The sequence below is a fragment of the Klebsiella sp. CTHL.F3a genome, assembly GCF_019890895.1.
Taxonomy (GTDB): domain Bacteria; phylum Pseudomonadota; class Gammaproteobacteria; order Enterobacterales; family Enterobacteriaceae; genus Klebsiella; species Klebsiella grimontii.
Map to the genome: position 1 here is coordinate 2,543,559 of NZ_CP082360.1, position 19,439 is coordinate 2,562,997.

A 19,439-nucleotide genomic window follows, 5' to 3' on the forward strand; every position below is an offset into this window, starting at 1 on the left:
TGTCAGAGCTTATTTATTATTAGTTAAATACCATGCCGCCATCGATCAGCAGCGATTGGCCGGTCATATAATTGGAGTCCGGACCGGCGAGATAAGAGACGCAGGCCGCGACGTCTTCCGGCTCGGATAGCCGCCCAAGGGTAATGCGTTTGGCGAACTCCTGGGTTCCGTAGCCCAGCGGTTTACCCGCCGCTTCGGAAACCTGGCGGTCAATTTCCGCCCACATTGGGGTTTTGACGATCCCCGGGCAGTAGCCGTTTACGGTAATCCCCAGATGCGCCAGATCGCGGGCGGCGGTTTGCGTCAGGCCGCGCACGGCAAATTTACTGGAGCTGTAGACCGCCAGCTCCGGGTTACCTACATGGCCCGCCTGGGAGCAGGCGTTGATAATTTTGCCGCCGTGGCCCTCTTTTTTAAACGCCTCTACCGCGGCCTGGATGCCCCAGATAACGCCTTTAACGTTGATATTGTAGACTTTATCGATCACCTCCTCGCGAATCTCTTCGATTGGTGTGGAGGGCGCAACCCCGGCGTTGTTGACGATCACGTCAAAACCGCCGAGACCCTTGCGCGCCTGTTCGACGGCGGCAAAAACCTGATCGCGTTGAGACACATCCACCTTCACCGCTAGCGCCCGGCCGCCGCTGCGGTTAATTTCATCAGCGACCGCCTGCGCGGTGGCGTCGTTATAATCGGCGATAGCCACGGCAAAACCATCTTTCACCAGACGAAGGGCGATAGCTTTACCGATACCCTGGCCCGCGCCGGTGACGAGTGCGACTTTTTTCATTGATAGATTCCTTCTGTAGTGACTCAAAGTAGTTGACTGAGATGGAGCTGGCCCATCAGCAGCGGGTTATCGCGGTAATCCACGGGGATGGCTACGACGGCGGGGCCGTCGACGTCCATCGCCGCCCGCAGCGTCGGCTCAAGGGCTTCGGCGCTCTCTACCGCAAACCCTTTGGCGCCGAAGGCTTCGGCGTAGACTTTAAAATCCACCGGGCCGAACTCAACGCCGGAGAGCCGCTGGTATTTTTTCTCCTCCTGAATCGCCACCATGTTGTAGCCGTTATCGACCCAGATGATATGCAGGACGTTCGCTTTCAGCCGTACGGCGGTCTCCAGCTCCATGCTGGACTGCAGGAAACCGCCGTCGCCGGAAACGGAAACCACTTTGCGCTGCGGATTGACCAGCCAGGCGCCAATCGCCCACGGCAGCGCCACGCCCATGGTCTGTTGACCGTTGGAAATCATGACCTGACGGGCGCGAAAGCTGTAGAGATAGCGGGCGATCCAGATATGAAAGCTCCCCATATCGACGGTCAGGGTGACATCGCTATTGACGATGTCCTGCATGGCGCGAACGATGCGCAGCGGATGAAGGGCGAACTGGTTCAGGTGCGCGCCGCGGCGGTCGAGGAGCTCCCGCTGATGCTGGCGGTCGACAAGGATCTCGGCGGCCTGCGGCGAGAGCACCAGCTGGTGGTCGATGCGCTGAGACAGTTTGTTCAGGGTGGCGGCGATATTGCCGACCAGCTCGACGTCCGGGGTATAATTACGCTCTTCGTAAGCGGGCAGCACGTCGATATGTACCAGCGTGGCGTTACCGTTATTCCACATGGCCGGCTCGTACTCCACCGGACTATAGCCGATGCAGATGACCAGGTCGGCGAGATGCAGGAGTCGATCCCCTGCCTGGTTGTTGAACAGACCAACCCGTCCGGCGAAGCGGGTAAAGTGATCCTGATTGACCGCGCCGGCGGCCTGATAGGTGCTGGTCACCGGGATATGACTTTTTTTCAGCAATTCGCGCAGCGCCGCGCTGTTTTCCGTCTGGCTGGCCATCAGGCCGAGCAGAAATATCGGATTTTTCGCGCCGGCAATCATCTTCGCGACTCGCGCAATGGCGTCGTCCGGCGCCGCGCCGGTCTGCGGCGCATCGCCGGCGGGCAGAACCCTGGCGTGGACCGGCCCGTCGACCACGTCCTGCGGCAGGCTGACGAAGGCGCTGCCGGGGCGTCCCTGCTCGGCTGCACGAAACGCGTTGGAGACAACTTCCGCCAGCGCTTCCGGCGCGGTGACTTCCACCGAGTATTTGGTCACCGGGCTAAACATCGTCACCGTATCCATACTCTGGTGCACCTGTTTGGCCTTGTCGGCGCGTTTTACCGCGCCGCCCAGCGCCACCACCGGGTCGCCTTCGCTATTGGCCGTTGCCATCCCGGTAATCAGGTTAGAGCAGCCCGGTCCGGACGTGACCAGCGCGACGCCCGCTTTGCCGGTGATGCGGCCAACCGCGGCGGCCATAAAGGCGGCGTTGGCTTCGTGGCGCACCGGGATAATGCGAATGGAGGAGTCGAGCAGCGAATCGAAGACTTTATCGATTTTGGCCCCCGGAATGCCGAACACCTGGCGTACCCCCTGGGCCTCAAGCTGGCTGACGATGAGGTCGGCGCCGTGCGCCCACTGGCGCGGTTGATGTTGATTATCCACGAGAATCTCCTTAGTTTTCGACTGAGCGAATGGCGGCATCAAGATTGTCTGGATGCAGATCCGCCTGCAGGAAGGCGCTATCGGCAGGAAGGTCAATCATCAATTTGTGGATCTCGCCAAAGGTCAGAACGCCGTGGTCGAGCTGATAATCGAGCAGATGGCCGCCGCCCTGGCGGTCATCGGTGATGAAGTGTTCGTGGTAGCCGGCCACGTTAATGCCCTGCATATGCTGCGGCGTTCTGAACCCAACCAGGACACCCTCGCGCTGGTTGAAGCGAAAAACCGGCTGGTCGTCGAGTACGTCGGTCATCGCCCGGTATGGCGGCGTCTGGCGCGGTACCGTGCGGGTATGGGCGTGGCGAAAATGGCCGTTAATACGCAGGGCGCAGAACAGATTGTCCGACGGAATTTGCTGGTCGATGATGTCGTGCAGTTGTTCACGGCTGACCGGTTTATCGAACGTTTTGCGATACTGCGGCTGAAACCAGGTCATCACCGCGAACGGCGTACGCTGTTCCATACGGGCTTTGCGGGCGCTGCCGTCGGCGCGCAGCTGGTAAACTTCGCTGCTAAACGCGATCAGCTCGCCGTCCAGTTCATTAAAGGTCCCGAGGCCGAAATCGCCGTGGGTGAGCAAATCGGCGATGGTCGTATTACCTTCATAAACGCCGCTTAACAGCGCGCTCATTAGAGAGGTCTGGTAGATGACGCTATCGGGATGTTGCGCGGAAAATCCTCGTAGAGTTTCACACAGGCTCTCTTCACAAGAGCATTCAGCAGAATGGTTCATTACCCACTTCCTCGTTCAACGAATATCAGAAAGGTTAAATAAATGTTGACCCGATTCAGCTCACAGTTCCAATATAGAATCTATGATTGTTTGAGACGTTTTCGATATGGAACTTCGTTATCTGCGCTACTTCGTCGCCGTCGCCGAGGCGCGGCACTTCACTAAAGCGGCAAAAGAACTTGGTATCTCCCAGCCACCGCTAAGTCAGCAAATTCAACGGCTTGAAAGAGAAATTGGCACACCGCTTTTCCGCCGATTAACGCGGGGCGTCGAGCTGACGGAAGCGGGGGAGTCGTTTTATGAGGATGCTTGCCAGATTCTGGCGTTAAGCGACGCGGCGCTGGAAAAAACCAAGGGAATTGCCCGCGGGCTGAACGGTCGGCTCTCGCTGGGCATTACCAGCTCTGATGCTTTTCATCCGCAAATCTTTAGCCTGTTACAGCAGTTTCAGCAGAGTTATCCGGGGGTGACGCTGCATCAGGTCGAAGGCAATATGGCGACGCTGATGGGGGCGCTTGGCGAAGCGGAGCTGGATATTGCTTTTGTACGCCTGCCCTGCGAGAGCAGTAAAGCGTTCAATCTGCGGATTATCGATCAAGAACCGATGGTGATTGCCCTGGCGCGTTCGCACCCGCTATCGTCCCACCGCGAGCTGACGCTGGAGCAACTGACGGACGTGGCGCCGATTCTTTTCCCGCGTGAAGTGGCCCCTGGCCTGTATGAGCTGGTGTTCAACAGCTATCTGCGCGCCGGTGTTGACGTGCAGCGAGCCTATCAGTCATCGCAAATATCATCGTCGCTCAGCATGGTGGAGGCTGGCTTCGGCTTTGCGCTGGTGCCGCAGTCGATGACCTGCATCACGCTCCCCAACGTGAGCTATCACCCGCTGATGGGTACGCCGCTGAAAACCGATATCGCTATCGCCTGGCGGCGCTACGAGCGCTCGCGCACGGTGAAGCGTTTTCTGGCCATGTTTTAACCGGTGGGGTGACGACGACAGGAAATAGTTAACGCTTTTTAAAACTGTTTAAGAAAGGTAGACGTTGGCGGCGGTTGGGCCTCGCAGTCCGTTGACTCGACGAAATTCGACGCGGGTTCCGGGGCTGATTATGGTTGGTTCGCCGGGCGATAATGCGGAAATATGGACCTGAACGTCTTTACGACCATCGGAGGGGATTATCAGGCCCTTGCCCGTTTTATTATCAAACGCTTTGACAATACCTGTCATTTTTTGGAACAAATAAATACCTTTTAAATATGAAAACCGGCACGACTATACAGTAAGCGCGCGGGAAGTCTATGCAAATCAAAATAAAACCCGCGCAGGCGGGTTTTTTTGCCAAATGAGTTCGGCGCTGGCTGATTATTGCGCAATCACGCGCGGCAATTGGCAATCGGCATCTGGCAAGGGAATAATTATGCAGCGGATCGTGATGAGGACTGAAAGAGTTTATGGCAGTAGGGGCAAATGAGTTGCGCACCTTTTTGGACTCGGCTGAAGCTGTGTTCTGAGTCCTGAGAGCAGTTAGGGCAGGAGCATTTAACGAGATAGTTACGGCGAGTTTTAGCGTCTTTGCGTTCTGACATATGATATTTCCTGATTTAAGAGCGTACGACCATACAGCATTTAGCGGCAAATAGCTCTAACTCATTCTGCGCAGCCGGCGGCGCGCGAACGCAGCCCAGGTCAGGCGCGTAAGAGAGTATTTTTCCCCTATTTTTTGTGATTAGCATCACCCTTTAAAATTAAAGTGTTTTATATCAACAGATTAAAAGATGCTGGCTTTGGTTGTCAGAGAACATTTTTCTCCATATTTAGCTGATTAGAGGGAAAATAGGCAAAATTTTCTTTTCCGCCTGATATATATTTTAACGGTGGTCAGAAAACGCCAATCACGCTGTTAATGATGCGCTAGCCATATTTTCCCAGGCTATTAAACGGATTTTTGGCGATTGTTTTATTTGCCAGCTTCGCTGATCGCAAAAATAAAGACTCATGACATTTTATATCTGATAATAATTTGAGTGTACCCTATGAAAACCAGAACTAAAGATATTGCTACCCTGGCGGTTCATGCTGGAAATCAGTCCGATCCAGTAACCCATGCTATATTTACACCGATCGTCACGGCCAGCTCATTTATTCAACCTAATCTGTATGAAGGTGGCGAATTTTGTTATTCACGGGTCTCTAATCCAACGCGTAAAGCTTATGAATCGGCTCTCGCCGAACTGGAAGGCGGCATTTACGCCACCGCTACCGCCTCGGGAATGGCGGCCACCAATATCGTTATGGAACTCTTACCTAAAGACGCCCATATTATCGCGATGAAAGGCGTCTACGGCGGAACCTGGCGGCTGTTTGAAAAATTAAAAACGCATACCACCGGCGTCACGATTTCCTATATCGATCTGAACGATGAGCAAAGCCTGATAAGCACTATTCAGGAAAACACGGCGTTAATCTGGATTGAAACGCCGACGAATCCCTTACTGGAACTGGTCGACATTGCCCGGGTTTGCCGTATCGCCCGGCAACGGGCCATTACCACCTGCGTCGATAATACCTTTGCCAGCGCCTGGAACCATAAGCCGCTTGAAATGGGGGCGGATATGGTCATGCTCTCTACCAGTAAATATGTCGGCGGGCATTCAGATTTAATTGGCGGCGCGGTGATAACCAATAACGAAGCGCTGGCGTCCCGGCTTGATTTCATTAAAACCACTCTCGGCTCTATTGCTTCGCCATTCGATGCCTATCTTGCCTTGCGCGGAATGAAAACGCTGGATCTGCGCATGGCGCGTCAGTGCGGCAATGCGCAGCGGGTGGCGGAATATCTGGAAAATCATCCGGCGATAGCCAGCGTCTACTACCCGGGCCTGCCATCTCACCCGCAGCATCAACTTTGTAGGCAGCAAATGCGTTCGGGCGGCGCGGTGGTGACCGCGACGCTGAAGGGGGATATCCAGAGCCTGAAACGCTTTATCGGCGGTCTGCACTATTTTGTGCTGGCGGAATCGTTGGGTGGGGTGGAGAGCATGATCAACCATTCGGCTTCCATGTCCCACGGGGCGATGTCAAAAGAGGAGCGGGAAGCCATCGGGGTTTACGACATGACGCTGCGTTTCTCCGTCGGCATCGAACATATCGATGATTTGCTGCAAGACCTGGAGTTTGCTTTCGCCGCTATGGACATCACACAGGATAATCATCATGCATGACTACGGTATCTGGACGATCATTACCCCGCTGGTCACGATTATTCTGGCGATCCTGACCCGCCAGGTGATCCTCTCGCTGCTGACCGGTATTTTTGTCGGCTACGCGGTGATTAACCACAGTATTATCCAGGGGGTTGGCGGCACCCTGAATGGGATTATCGAAACCTTCGCCTCCGCCGGTAACGCGCGAACGATTGTGTTTATGGTGATGATCGGCGGCATTATGCGGCTGATCGTGGTGACCGGCGGGGTGCGTAAGCTGGTGCAGTTTCTCTCGGAAAAAAACGATTTTGTCACCAATAAAAAATCGGTACATCTGCTGGCGATGCTGGTGACCTCGTTGATTTTTATCGAGAGCTCGATAAACCAGCTGATCGCCGGCGCTTCGACAAAAAACCTGGCCCGGCGCTATAAAGTCTCGCCGGAAAAGATGTCCTATATTATCCAGACCTCCTGCGTGTCGGTCTGCTCGTCGGTGATGATCAACGGCTGGGGGGCGGCGATGATGGGCGTTATCGGAGTGCAGATTGCGCAGGGTTACCTGACCGGCGAGCCTTTTGAAGTCCTGGCAAGCTCAATGATCTGGAACACGATGGCCTGGTTTTCATTGGCCTCGGTGCTGTTTTATATTCTCTCCGGCTACGGTTGGGGGCCGATGAAAAAGGCGGAGCTAAAGTTTGAAACCGCGCTGATGGAAATCGAGCAAGAGCAGGGGGCTGACGAAGCGGACCCGGTTATCGATCACCCGGCCTGTCATTCGCTGCTCAACTTCTTTATTCCGATTCTTTCCACCGTCTTAATGGTCCCGGTGGTGCTGTATATTACCGGCGACGGACAGTTCTCCAAAGGCAGCGGTTCGATGTCGGTCTACTCCGGCGTCATGTTTGGTACTGTTGTTTCTTTTATCTGGTTCCGCGCGCGCGGTATTCTGAACGTTGAGAACTTTTTCAAAGAGCTGTACATCGGCTACGCCAGCATGGTGAAAATTAGCTCAATCATGATCCTGGCTTTCCTGATGGGGCATATTTCAGCGGAACTGAATACCGGGCAGTATATCGCCTCTATTACCTCCGGCGTGATCCCATCCGGATTCTCGATCGGCTTTATCTTCCTGATTGCCGCAGTCATGTCGCTGGCGACGGGCACCTCGTGGGGAACCTTCGCCATTATGATCCCGATCGGCGTTCAACTGGGGGTCTCGTTAGGCATCGACCCGCAATTTATGATCGGCGCGGCGATATCCGGCTCAATTTTTGGCGATATGACGTCGCCGATCTCCAGCGACGCCATCGTCGCCTCGATGGCGACCAACTGTGACCATATTGAGCATATTCGTACCCAAATGCCCTACGCCCTGGTGACGGGAAGTCTGGCGCTCATGGTCTATTTAATCGTCGGTTTTACTCTTTAGTTCATAAAGTTAACCACGGGTTGCGCCTAAAGTTATTGCTCCAGAAAATGCGCCGCGGTAAATAACGCCAGTGTAGAATTCTTCACCCCGCGTTATGCTTCGTTCCCGGCGCTTACCGCCTGATAACGCTTGTGCGCCATAATTTCGATGATTTGCCGGTCGGTGTGCTGCATGGCCCGCCCGGCAATGGCGCAAAGATTAGCAATCGAGTTTTCCACATCGCGATCGACGATGCCGTCGTTGCCGGAAACGACTGAATTATCCAGCGCCAGCAGAATCGCCTTCCAGGCGGAAGAGATGCTGGTGGAGACCTTCATGGCGCAGCTGCCGGAAGCGCCATCACAAATGATGCCGCTGACGTCGCCGATCATGTTGTTGATCGCCATGGCGATGGTGTCGAAGCTGCCGTTCATTAACCAGATAATCCCCGCCGCCGCGCCCATCCCGGCGGTGGTGGTGGCGCACAGGGCCGACAGGCGCGGGAGTTTACAATGGATATAGATGGCGACCAGGTGCGAGAGCGCCAGCGCACGGGCCAGCTGCTGCTGGCTGGCGTTAAGGCGTTCGGCGGCCACCACCACCGGCATGGTCGCCGTAATACCCTGGTTGCCGGAACCAGAGTTAGTCATCGCCGGCAGCGATGCGCCGCCCATTCGGGCATCCGACGCAGCGCTGGTCCGGTAGAGGATCTCGGTAAACATATCGTCGGAAACCAGCCCGTTGTCGACCTGGCGCTTCAGCGTCGGGCCGATATGCAAACCCCACTCCTTAACCAGGCCCTTCTTTGACAGAGCGTCGTTCATCGCACCCGCTTCGAGAATAAACGCGATCTCGTGCGGAGGAACCTCGCAAACGAAATCGTAGATATCGCGCAGCGAGCTGCGGGCAACCTGCATCAGCGGGTCAATGCCACGATCGCTGGCCGCGCTTTCGTGCTTGATAAACAGGGAGTGGCCCATTTTTTCAATGGCCACGACGTTGGTGTGGTCGCCGATGATGGTCACCGTCGCGTGCTCATCCCCCGCGTAGACCTTAGCGCGAACGTACAGAATTTCATCGCAGGGTTCCTGCAGTACCACGCGCACGGCGCCGGCCTCAAGCAACGCCCTGGCGGCGTCCATTTCCCGCCGGGTGGCTCTCTTCAGCACCTCGAGATTCGCCTGCGGATCGCCGGCGATGGCGCCGAGGGCCGCGGCGATAGGCAGGCCGGTCATTCCCGTCCCCGGGATAGTCACGCCCATGCCATTTTTCATTAAATTCGGCGAAACCGCCGCCTCAATGCGCACCACCGCGCCGGAGAGCTGCCGCGCGGCCACGGCGCAGGCGAGGGCGACGGAGACCGGTTCGGTACACCCCAGCGCGGGTTTGACTTCCTGTTTCAGGGCGTGAATAAAGGCGTTCCATTGAGCATGATCTTCCCGGTATGACATGACTGAGCCTCTGGGTCGGTACAGAAAAATGTCCGTCGAGCGAAAGCGTTCTTTCCCGACGTGGATTTACGCCTGTGGGCCGAGGGAGGGCAGTATGACCGACAGGGACGATAGCCAGAATATTACCCCACCCGGCAGAGAAAAAAGTTGCACGTTAAATTTGTAAAATGGCGTATCCGGAGAAAAATTTTCTTTGAAAGGCGCGCTGAAGGCGTTTTTATAGCCGCAGCGGGGGGCGAGGTGGGCAAAAAAACCGGCAGGATTGCCGGTTTAGCGGTTAGATCTTACAGGCGTCGCCGCAGTCATCGTCGGCAACAATGGCCTGCGCTTTTTTATCGGCATCTTCAAGACGTTCAGCGTTGCGCTCTTGCGCTTCTTCCAGTCCGCTAAAGACCAGGTTATCGAGATCAATTTCCATGCGTTACCCACTTAAGTTCAGTTTTGACCGTGAGCAAGTATAGGCAAAACGGCAGAGGGATGCACCTGGCCTGCGCGCCGGCAGCACATAGCGGTAAGTGCAGGTAGGTTCTGTTAAAGCAGGAATAGCCGATACCCTACCAATAATAATAGTTGAAAGACTATTTCAGAAACTGGCGGCAATTATTTTAGTGCTAAGCAAATTATTTATTAAACGAATCGACAACGAACGGTGGGTTAAGCATTGACTTGTGTAAACTATGCTAATATTGGCGGGCTTATGGATGTATCTATGGATTATGGTCAATGGCTTCGACAACCGCAGTAGCCGCTATCAAAGAATGGCGGAAAAATAATAAATTTATTTGTCACGTTAAACTCAACTATAAAAAGGCATTGCGTAAATGCCGCGAGATATCGCTAGTCGGAGGGAAATATAAGGAATATCAGACATTATGTGAAAACTACACTTGCGCGAAATTAACCGGCGCAACCGAGGGGCTGGTTAACTTTGAAGATAAACCCTTCAAGGCCTATTTAAATAAAAAGATGTCAAAAAGAGCGAAGCTCAATATTGCTCATGGCGCTTTGAATTTTATAGAGAAAACCTTCCGTCCCGAGGCGTTGCCGCAGTTGTACGATATGGCGGCGTTCGGTCGTTCTTTAATCGCTATTCCGCTGAAAAACGGTGCCTGTATTGATGTGAAGCTACTGGCATCCCCTTTTCAGGAGGAGGGGGAGCTGATGCTGTTAATGTTCCTCGGCGATAGGCGCGTCTACAGTATCTGTTTTTCCTGCACCGCAGATGGCCAGGCGTGGATTGGCGGTATCCAGGGGGGGAAAGACATTGATAATGAAGAAGTTAAGGCGCTGACCAAAGAGCTTTACGGCATTCGCCCGAAAAACTTAATTATCACGCTATTGTACGGCTTCTTGTCGCATTTCAATATCAAGGAAATCTATGCGATTGACAGCCATTACCATGTTAAAAGCGAGAGAGTAAAAACCAGTTATTCTGAGCTTTGGCTGGAAATTGGCGGCGAGAAGCATCGGCGCGGCTGGTACAAATTACCGCCGAGCGAGATAAAGAAAAGCCTGGAAGAGGTAAAAAGCAAGCACCGCAGCCAGTTTATCAAGCGAGAAGGCTTGAAAGAGCTGGCGCAGCTGGATCTTGCCGCCGCGCTACGCGACATTTGCGTGAACCGTAGCGGCTGATTACTCTTGCTGCGCATTTGCCGGTGGGCAGGGGGCTGCCCGCCGGCAATATCGGGGTAAACATGCGCTGAAGGCCACCGGCGAAATTATTCGCTAAGCTTGAGGCTGGGCGGCAGTTGCTTAATCGTGACCAGCACGCCGCGATAAAGCTCAATGGCCCCTAGCTGTTTTAATTTAGCGAGGGTTCGCATGACACCGCTGCGCGACAAAAAGGTTCGCGACAAAATATAATTGGCGGCGGTAGTTTTATTTTTGATGGCCACCGGTTCATTGTTTAATTCTATGAGCTGATGGACAATAATTTCATAACAGGAAAGCTTAGAAACCTTAAAGCAATGGGCGTAGACTTTAGCTGAAGAATATTCCAGAAGGCGGGTGACGTTTTCCCATAGCTGCTGTTCAGCGATGATATTATGGGCGTGATTAATAGAGATGAGGCCAATTGTCGAGGCCTCTTGGGTGCGCAGATAAATATGGCGAGAAAAACGCAGCTGACTATTTATGCCAAAGATGAAGGGGCCCGTTTCAGAGTTAATGACGAGTCCGTCATTGTTGCGATATAAAGACATGGTGCCTCTGAATAAAACCAAACATTGATGCTGGTTTTCTTTCACAATGCCGATGTTTCTTCTTTTTTCCATTAACATTTTGTTACATTTTGGCGCCAGGAAGTGAATGATTTTTTCAATGTCATGCAGAGGTTTGGTGATGGTGCGCAGCAGGTCAGTATCATGTTGTATACGGGGGATTGTTTCCATGCTAATGATTTCCTTATGAAAAAGATAACTCCCAAAAACAGCAAAGTGTTGCAACAGCATTATCAATGACGGCGAGGGGCGGATAAACCCTCAATGAGTCTACGCATAGACTTAAAAAAACTTGCCGCCTCATCAGACTTAAGATAAATATTAATAGCATAAGTTTATAAATCTCCTTATTTACGTAACCACTAAATTTATTGGGTTTTATTTTTATATAGATAATGTTTGGGCTATTCCTGATGTTTTATATTATTGGGCGATAGCGTTCATAACCATTAACCGCATGCAGGATATTCAGCAATAAAGGGTTGCTCAATAATGGACTGCCAGTCGCCATGAGCAGAGTCAATATAAGAGCCGGACCTTAAGGGCTCCATTGAAGAAACCGTCAGGTTGGCTATGAAAAAACGAAAATACTTAAGCAAAAAAGAAGTAGAAGCTTTAATTCATGCTTCGCAGCAGCAGGATGGTTCGCTGCGTGATTATTGCATGCTACTCATGTGTTTTATTCATGGACTGCGCGTAAGTGAATTACGTTTTTTAAAAGTGAGTGATATTGATTTATCCAGTCAGCGAATCGCCATTCGGCGTTTAAAAAATGGCTTTTCCACCATTCATCCTCTTCAGCCCCGTGAACAGCTGGCGTTAAGCCAGTGGCTGATTAAGCGTACGGGCTGTTTAAACGCCGATCTTCCGTGGCTGTTCCTGTCGCGAAAAGGCACGCCGTTTTCGCGACAGCAAATTCACGTCATGATGCGAAACTATGGCGTACAGGCCGGAATTGCCGTGCCGGTGCATCCGCATATGCTGCGTCACGCCTGCGGCTATGCGCTTGCGGAAGAGGGCGTGGATACCCGTCTGATTCAGGATTATCTCGGTCATCGCAATATTCAACATACCGTACTGTATACGGCGAGCAATCCAGCGCGCTTTAACTCCATTACCCTCTGACGCCAGGGTATCTGGCCCGACAAGAGCCAGATACCCTTTAGTTATAGGTAAAATTCATGACGACCGTGGTGCTGATATTCCCCGCGGTGGCGCCGCCTGCGACGCTAAAGATGCGCGCCCGCATGTCGAATATAGCCTGACGGCGAGTATCAACATCGACGGCAATCGATTTTCCGCTGCCGGCATTAACCGAGCCGGTTATACGCTGGAGTTCTATCGCAACATTGCGTGAACTGTCAGGGCGGTTCACGTTGGCATAGAGACCAGGGTCGGTACCGTCGACAGGGCCGGTAAAGTGCGCGGTCACCCTTGATGTCCCGACAGGACAGTCGCTCAACGTCACGTAAAACGCTTTCCACGCTGAATAAGAGTTGGCCTCGCTGAGCCGACGGCTGGGAATATTATGTCCGAGGTCGATATTATAGATACCGTTGTTCTCGACGGTGCAGGAGGAAGCAACAATATCCCCGTTGATATACAGGGTAACATCCGCTGCATTAACGGGCGATGATGACGCAATCGCCGTAAATAACGTGATAGCGGCCGGGCTGGCGATAATTCTCATTATCGACTCCTTAGTAACCAATTAGAACCGGGAACGGGATAAATTCAGTTGTACATCATCGTTAAGGTTGCCACCGCGTTGGCGCGGCCGGGATGGATCGTCGGCGCGTTCTGGTAATAGCGAAAGGTGAGCGGCAGGGTTATTGATGCTCCAGCCTCAGGGATGGTGCCGACCGGGAAAAACCGATCAAACTGGACGGGTGAACCGTTATGGAGCACCTGGACGCCGATCCCTTCGGCCACGCCGGTTCCATTGCTTAAGGCCACTACGCCGAGCGTCGGCGAAAGGTAGCTCTGGCTGCTGATAGACGTATTCACGGCGACCTTATCATCGCACCGCACCGGGATCTGGAGGTTTTGTTCGCCGCTGGTGCTGCCGGGGCCGGAGAATTGGCTGACCGGGATCGCGCCCATGGTGACGGTGAGCGTCGAGGGCACGATGCAGCTTACCGCTTTATAAACAATATCTCCGGCATAACCTATAAAGTTTTGCTGGCCCTGACTACCGATGCCGAGGCCGGTATCGTAGGCACCCATACCGAATTTGGTTTGCGCGACGTCGAGCGTGCCGCTAATGGCGGTCTCTCCGGTTTTTACCAGCGCCAGTTTAACCGTATAGCCAAAGGTCAGATTGCCGTCGCTGGAGACATACCCCAGCGCATCCCCACGCGTATCGCAGTCGCTGCCGGCGCCTTTGATTCTCCGACCGGCGCTATTTTGTAGCGCAATCCCGATCCCCTCGACCCCGGTTTTATAGACCCCGGGGAAACCCGCCACTTCTTCGCCGCTGCCGTAATAGCAGGCGATAATGGGGTGGCCGGGGGTGACGGGAGCCCAACCGTGGCGATCTTTGCAGTTTCCGCTAAAGGTGAACACCCGCTGAGTGCCGGGAATATCGCTGCCAACCGGCAGCGCCCGCGATACCGCGATCTGCGCAAGCTGCTGGATATACGGCGTGGACGGGGAACTGGGGCAATAATAGCCGTTATCTGCATGGGCAGCGCTCGCGATAAGGATGGCCAGCATAAGGGGGACGTGGACTCGTTTCATATCGTCATGCTCCTGCTATAGACACTGTTCATTGAGGTTGATAATCCCGCCCGCGCTTGGCGTCAGGCGGTAATTCACCGTGCATCGGCCATCCGGCTCGCTGCTCCAGCTAACGTTCAACTGGCCGGCGTCTCTTAACCCTGTGAGATAGACCTGCCCGCCATCGCCTACGATGAAGCTTGCTGCCGTCGGGGAGGCGGGATCGATAACCGCTGCGCCGAACGGCACCGGCGCGCCGTTGCGTTTGCGCAGATTCATCAATACCCGTTTCCCGAGGCTGGTTTGATAACTGGCTTTCACCAGCGCGCCGCGCGTGGGGATAACCGTCTGGGTCGCTAGCGCCAGCTCCGCGTCATCGGCCAGGGTTTCGGTATTCAGCGTGAGATCGTTTTTGCGATAGGGGCTGAGGTAGGGGATGACGGTGTAGCCGAAGAGATCGGTTTTCACCCCTGATTGTCCGAGCACCGACACGTTTTGCGCTCCGGGAGCGGCGATCAGCGCCATCGTTTCGCCGAGGGGCTGGCTGAAGGTGATACCGTTGCGATGCGCGACGATCCCACCCTGCAAACCGTAGTTAAAGCGCTCGCTGTAGCGGTCGCGGGCGTAGCCGACGAGGGTCTCAGCATAAGAGGCGCGCCAGTCGGCATTGAGCCCGCTATTACTCCCCTGGCCCTGAGAGCCATAGCCCTGCATGACGCTCCAGTTCAGGTTATTATCGGCAAGCAGGGTGCCGCCCAGGCTCACATTATTGGTGGTATTCCCCCGCTTACTGGTATTCAGCATGTAGCTGACGTAGGTTGAATGACCGCCGAATAATTTATCCAGAGGAATACTCATGGTGAGCGCAAACAGCCCATCGCGGTCGTAGGCGCGCCCGGAACGCTGGCCGTAGCGTTCCGCTGAATGAATGTTATAGCTGTAGCTCAGACTGAAACTGATGCCTTGATACGAACTGTTGTAGCTCGCGCTGTAGGACTCCATACGCTTGTTGGTGTCCCAGTAGTCTTCGAGGATCGCGCTAAGGGCGAGGTTGCCTGGAATCTGAAAGAGATCCTGGGTGACGGTGAGCTCCGCGCGGTTGCGTCTGCGTTCCGGCGCAGCGTAGCGTCGTCCATCGCGCCAGGTGTTGAGCACGTCCTGCATATCCCAAAAGCCGCTGGTGGCGTAACGATATCCCGCAAAGGTGAAATTGGTCCCGGTCTGCACCACGTTTTTACTGTAGCGAATACGCCATGACTGACCCTCTTCACGCGCGCGGTATTTTTGCCGTGACCATGCCTGGGTGACATCGGCGGATACGGCGCCAACGGGGCCGAGGTTTTTACCCACCCCTAGCGCTAACGCCTGGTATCTGTTGCTAAACTGTCCGCCGCCGTAAACGGTGTAGCCGGCAGGAAGACCGTAAATCGCGGTACCGGCAGCCAGCGGGGTTTTATCGATGCCGTTGTCATAGGCGCGGTAAACGCCCGCGGTCATGGCGTACTTTAAGCGACCTTCACGCTGCAGGACCGGGACCGAGGCGTAGGGCACCACGAGGATTTGCTCGCTGCCGTCAGACTCTTTGATGGTGACGTAGAGGTCGCCAGAACCGCCAGTGGGGTACATATCGCTGATTTCGAAGCTACCGGGCGAAACATAGGTCTGATAAATGATGTAGCCGTTTTGCCGGATCGTGACCTGGGCATGGGTGCGGGCGATCCCCCGCACCACCGGGGCATAGCCGCGTAGGCTCTCCGGCAGCATATCGTCGTCAGACGCCAGCTGGCCGCCGCGAAACGGAATACTGTCGAAAATATCGGAGGGCGTGGTGCTGTCACCCAGCGTCAGGCGGCTCCTCAGGGCACGTATATCGCGCTGTGCGTAGGTATAGACGGTATCCCATTTTGTGGAGGTACCGCTTTTGCCGTCCTGGCTGCTGCGATTCCAGGTGGTGTAATTACGCAACCGCCAGGGACCGAGATTGAGTCCGGGGCGCAAATTAACGTACTGCGCGTTTCCGTTGTCGCCGCCGCCCTTTTTCTCCCGATTGTTAGCGCCGCTTACGCTGTAATTTATCAGCGCCGCCGGAATACCGTCATCCCAGCGCGCCGGATCGACCCAGCCGCGCGCGGCGTTGTTAAGCGAAGATTGCGGAAAACTCAACAACAGCTGCTGGCGTGAAAAACGAAAGTCGGCGCTGGCCTGGGGAAGCGCCGACAGCCTGGCGCAGCCATCGGCGGTCGGGCCTAATGCCGGGTAGCGCTGGGTCATGACGCCCCATGACGCCAGGTCGCTCAGGGACAGACAGGGCTGTAATGTACTCAGCCCCTGCGCGTTTTGCTGCATGCGGAACTCAACGTCGCGGGTATCCACTTTGCTGTTATTAACATAAATATCGACCCTGTAGCGGCCGGGCAGCTGCCCGCCATGCTCCTCAAAGGCGGAGAGATCGGTAGCGGCCTGGCCGCCGTCGCCGGTTTCCAGATGGGCGGCGTTGAACCGGTCGCGGGCGTTAGCAGAGGGGCATATCGCCGCAATCAGGGCAACCTGGGTGGCGATAAGGCAAGCTAAATTCAAGGGCGAGTCGCTTAACGTTCTTTTGTTCATCCTGAAGTGCTCCTTAGTTGGCGGCTGATAGCCGCAGCGCAAACCGTCGTCGGCGGCGGATTAGCGATCCTGACTGTGGCTTTCTCCAACGCCGCCAAAGTCGCTGATGATTTTCCATGACACCTGACCGACCACTTTGTCGGGGGTATCAAACGTGGCTGAGCTCATTGGCGCGACAAAAGTGGCTTTGGTAATAGGATGATTACCTATCGTTACCTCGTTGAAATTCATGTAAAAAGGCGTGGGATTCGTTACCGTGAGCCGACGGCCTGCCTGGCGCCATTTCAGCTTATGCGTCACCTGTTCCGGGGTGCCTTTGAGGGTTTTGGGGCGAAAAATGAGCTTAAGACGCGTTCTTACGGCGATTTGCAGCGTATTGGCGTTATCGGGGGCGGTGTTAGTCGGGATTGCTTTGACGTTTAGCCAGTAAAGCGATTCGCGATCGGCCGGCAGCAGGCCGCCAATATTGACGATCCGCAGCAGGTTTTGCTGGTTGCCGTCGAGGCGGAACAGCGGGGGCGTAATAATGAACGGCGGCTTACGCGGATTGTTATCGGCAGACTCAATCCACGACTGAATTAAATACGGAGCGCTATCGGAATTGCTGACGCTCAGCGAGGCCTCCTTTTTACCGCCGTCAAAGATCAGCCGCGTACCGCCAATAGTGACGCCGCCGCTTTCCGCCGCGGCCGCTAATCCGTTAGCCAGTAATATAAGCAAGAGGGGAAAGACTCTATATCCGTTATGCATGATAGCCATTTACTCCACAGATACGAAAAAGGGTTGGACCGGTTTTCGCCGGTCCGAGGAATAACGCCGACGAAATAGCAATGCGCCGGCGAAATATCCATTAGTTGTAATTAAGAGTAAAACTGCTGGTCGCGTTGGCGAATCCTGCGCTCACGGTATTAGCCGTCGCATAATAGCGGGCGACGAATGCGAGGTTATTATCGCCAGCCTGTAGTGGATACGCGGACGAGGCGGTATATAACGGCACCACGACATTCTTGTTATCCATTAATTGAATACCCACGCCCTTGGCGACGCCGGCTTCTTGCGTTAGCGCCAGAAGGGTGGCGACGTTGCTATCCGCCGTACCGTCGAATTTAACCGTGGCGGACTTCGCCGACTCAGGGCAATCTTTGAGGGCAATATTAAATTTAGTTGGCGAGGCCGTTGAGCCCGCGCCGGTGAAGGCACTGCTGGAGACGTTCCCCATCATGACCGACAGCGGGTTACTCATATTATTCACCACCGTGCAGGCGCTATCGGTGATGGAACCGTAAAAATTAATTCGGCCATCGTCGGCTAATACCGATGCGGAGAAGGCAGCCGCCGCCAGGCTAACGGCAATAAGACACTTTTTCATAAGGTTGTCCTTATAAGTAATGGGATAGGTAATACATTCGCGGAAAGAAGATATCCGTGAATATTTATTAATCCGATAGCCAGATGTCCGGAGAAAATAAGTTCAGTGATGCTGAAGCGTATTTCGGCAGAAGACATTTTGTATCAAAGTGTCTTGTTTAGTTTTATATATTTTGTTTGTTAACTTTGTCGTTATAAATGCCATGGATGGCGTTTTATGCGATACTTAAAACTGCTTCTTGCGTTTGATGTGGTAAAAAATCTGGTGGGCTGCGGCGCGCTGGCGGAGGTCAGGATTCGCTGCGAAAGTAAAGAATGTAGATAATCTATTGATTATTAATGTTTTTAATTATTACCGAACTGGAAAACCTTACGACTTGACAGTTTATTGGCGATTCTTTATGTTGGTGACAATCTGATACATTATGTCAAGTAAGAAATATATTCCTTGTTGCTTCACCATATATTTTTAAATCTTGCAGCATTGCTCGCAGTATAAAGCACCGTGTGCTGAATATTTCGGTGACCGAGATAATCCTGAATCAATCGGGTATCCATGCCCTTATCGGCCAGCGAAAAACCGCAGGCGTGACGCAGCATATGGGGATGCGCCGCAATCCTCAAACCGGCGCTTCGGCTGTAATGGCTAATTAACACGTGGATCCGCTGACGCGATAGCGGTGTTCCTTTTTGCGACAGAAAGAGCCAGTCGCTGTCGCTATTGCGATAGTTTTTACGCACCATCAGCCATTCACGGATAAACCCCATCTCGCTGGAAAAGAGGGGATGGGTGGTGGAAAACCCATTCTTAAGCCGTTTGACGTAGATTGAGTGGTTATGCAGGTCAAGGTCCGATAGCCGCCAGTGGCGAATTTCGCTGACGCGGCAGCCATGAATGAAGCACATCCAGATTAAACAACGGTCCCTCTCCGGGTTCGCCCCCTTGCTCGCTTCGTAAATGATTTTTTTAATCTCCGCTTCGGTGAGATATTTTCGTTTATTCATGATTAACCTCCTGAATAGCCATCAAATATTTATCTCTTCAGGCGTATTTCGCCCTGGGTAACGCAGTCAGCTGAGTGCGCCGGGTATGATTAAACAGCGGGGAGAGGATAGCAAGGCGGCTGGGCCTTACTCGCCCGCCGCCGCGCGGGTCCTGCGGCTGTCGTTATAACCTGACA

General features: G+C 54.0%; 19 protein-coding genes. 5 read left to right on the forward strand and 14 right to left on the reverse strand.

The window, feature by feature from the left end; all coding sequences use genetic code 11:
- Positions 1 to 19 precede the first annotated feature (19 nt).
- The 3 genes from K7H21_RS11945 to budA are packed head-to-tail and all read right to left on the reverse strand — an operon-like array spanning position 20 to position 3,283.
- Complete coding sequence (locus K7H21_RS11945) at positions 20 to 790, reverse strand: (S)-acetoin forming diacetyl reductase (RefSeq protein WP_004119299.1); 771 nt, start codon at positions 788 to 790, stop codon at positions 20 to 22.
- 23 nt (positions 791 to 813) lie between these two features.
- A complete protein-coding gene (alsS, locus tag K7H21_RS11950) occupies positions 814 to 2,493 on the reverse strand; it encodes an acetolactate synthase AlsS (RefSeq protein ID WP_049122890.1) in 1,680 nt (559 codons plus the stop codon).
- Between the two features lie 10 nt (positions 2,494 to 2,503).
- Positions 2,504 to 3,283, reverse strand: a complete 780-nt coding sequence (gene budA / locus K7H21_RS11955) for an acetolactate decarboxylase (protein ID WP_004119304.1) — start codon at positions 3,281 to 3,283, stop codon at positions 2,504 to 2,506.
- 106 nt (positions 3,284 to 3,389) lie between these two features.
- Between budA and K7H21_RS11960 the strand changes: the two genes are divergently transcribed.
- Positions 3,390 to 4,262, forward strand: coding sequence for a LysR family transcriptional regulator (locus tag K7H21_RS11960; RefSeq protein ID WP_004119307.1), 873 nt, complete (start codon positions 3,390 to 3,392; stop codon positions 4,260 to 4,262).
- A gap of 48 nt (positions 4,263 to 4,310) precedes the next feature.
- Here K7H21_RS11960 and cspF read toward each other — a convergent pair whose 3' ends face one another.
- A complete protein-coding gene (cspF, locus tag K7H21_RS11965) occupies positions 4,311 to 4,523 on the reverse strand; it encodes a cold shock-like protein CspF (protein WP_071988214.1) in 213 nt (70 codons plus the stop codon).
- Positions 4,524 to 4,699: 176 nt separating this feature from the next.
- A complete protein-coding gene (locus K7H21_RS11970; RefSeq protein ID WP_216356110.1) occupies positions 4,700 to 4,870 on the reverse strand; it encodes a YnfU family zinc-binding protein in 171 nt (56 codons plus the stop codon).
- A gap of 447 nt (positions 4,871 to 5,317) precedes the next feature.
- Between K7H21_RS11970 and K7H21_RS11975 the strand changes: the two genes are divergently transcribed.
- Complete coding sequence (locus tag K7H21_RS11975) at positions 5,318 to 6,505, forward strand: trans-sulfuration enzyme family protein (RefSeq protein WP_223035799.1); 1,188 nt, start codon at positions 5,318 to 5,320, stop codon at positions 6,503 to 6,505.
- Positions 6,498 to 7,916, forward strand: a complete 1,419-nt coding sequence (locus K7H21_RS11980; protein ID WP_223035800.1) for a Na+/H+ antiporter NhaC family protein — start codon at positions 6,498 to 6,500, stop codon at positions 7,914 to 7,916. Before K7H21_RS11975 ends, K7H21_RS11980 begins: the two co-directional genes overlap by 8 nt.
- Positions 7,917 to 8,008: 92 nt before the next feature.
- On the opposite strand, the gene K7H21_RS11985 is transcribed toward K7H21_RS11980, so the two are convergent.
- Positions 8,009 to 9,346 carry an L-cysteine desulfidase family protein gene (locus K7H21_RS11985; RefSeq protein ID WP_142445623.1) on the reverse strand — a complete coding sequence of 446 codons (1,338 nt, stop codon included), beginning with the start codon at positions 9,344 to 9,346 and terminating at the stop codon, positions 8,009 to 8,011.
- A 277-nt stretch (positions 9,347 to 9,623) separates the two neighbouring features.
- A complete protein-coding gene (locus K7H21_RS11990) occupies positions 9,624 to 9,764 on the reverse strand; it encodes a hypothetical protein (RefSeq protein WP_004102786.1) in 141 nt (46 codons plus the stop codon).
- 305 nt (positions 9,765 to 10,069) lie between these two features.
- Here K7H21_RS11990 and K7H21_RS11995 point away from each other — a divergent pair, with 305 nt between their 5' ends.
- Complete coding sequence (locus tag K7H21_RS11995; RefSeq protein WP_004119326.1) at positions 10,070 to 10,978, forward strand: DUF535 family protein; 909 nt, start codon at positions 10,070 to 10,072, stop codon at positions 10,976 to 10,978.
- An 86-nt stretch (positions 10,979 to 11,064) separates the two neighbouring features.
- Here K7H21_RS11995 and K7H21_RS12000 read toward each other — a convergent pair whose 3' ends face one another.
- Positions 11,065 to 11,736, reverse strand: a complete 672-nt coding sequence (locus tag K7H21_RS12000) for a helix-turn-helix domain-containing protein (RefSeq protein WP_049114254.1) — start codon at positions 11,734 to 11,736, stop codon at positions 11,065 to 11,067.
- Positions 11,737 to 12,138: 402 nt separating this feature from the next.
- Between K7H21_RS12000 and K7H21_RS12005 the strand changes: the two genes are divergently transcribed.
- The gene (locus K7H21_RS12005) at positions 12,139 to 12,690 is read left to right on the forward strand and encodes a tyrosine-type DNA invertase (RefSeq protein ID WP_004119335.1); all 552 of its coding nucleotides are present in this window, start codon (positions 12,139 to 12,141) and stop codon (positions 12,688 to 12,690) included.
- A gap of 37 nt (positions 12,691 to 12,727) precedes the next feature.
- On the opposite strand, the gene K7H21_RS12010 is transcribed toward K7H21_RS12005, so the two are convergent.
- The 6 genes from K7H21_RS12010 to K7H21_RS12035 form a co-directional block, all read right to left on the reverse strand.
- On the reverse strand, positions 12,728 to 13,255 hold the full coding sequence (locus tag K7H21_RS12010) for a fimbrial protein (protein ID WP_112164815.1): 528 nt from the start codon (positions 13,253 to 13,255) through the stop codon (positions 12,728 to 12,730).
- A gap of 44 nt (positions 13,256 to 13,299) precedes the next feature.
- Complete coding sequence (locus K7H21_RS12015) at positions 13,300 to 14,304, reverse strand: fimbrial protein (RefSeq protein ID WP_223035801.1); 1,005 nt, start codon at positions 14,302 to 14,304, stop codon at positions 13,300 to 13,302.
- Positions 14,305 to 14,319: 15 nt separating this feature from the next.
- The gene (locus tag K7H21_RS12020; RefSeq protein WP_004119344.1) at positions 14,320 to 16,890 is read right to left on the reverse strand and encodes a fimbria/pilus outer membrane usher protein; all 2,571 of its coding nucleotides are present in this window, start codon (positions 16,888 to 16,890) and stop codon (positions 14,320 to 14,322) included.
- Positions 16,891 to 16,950: 60 nt separating this feature from the next.
- Entirely contained in the window at positions 16,951 to 17,640 is a 690-nt protein-coding gene (locus tag K7H21_RS12025; RefSeq protein WP_004119345.1) for a fimbrial biogenesis chaperone, read from the reverse strand.
- A 100-nt stretch (positions 17,641 to 17,740) separates the two neighbouring features.
- Positions 17,741 to 18,259, reverse strand: coding sequence for a fimbrial protein (locus K7H21_RS12030; protein ID WP_049114357.1), 519 nt, complete (start codon positions 18,257 to 18,259; stop codon positions 17,741 to 17,743).
- Positions 18,260 to 18,714: 455 nt separating this feature from the next.
- The gene (locus K7H21_RS12035) at positions 18,715 to 19,263 is read right to left on the reverse strand and encodes a tyrosine-type DNA invertase (RefSeq protein WP_004119352.1); all 549 of its coding nucleotides are present in this window, start codon (positions 19,261 to 19,263) and stop codon (positions 18,715 to 18,717) included.
- Positions 19,264 to 19,439 lie beyond the last annotated feature (176 nt).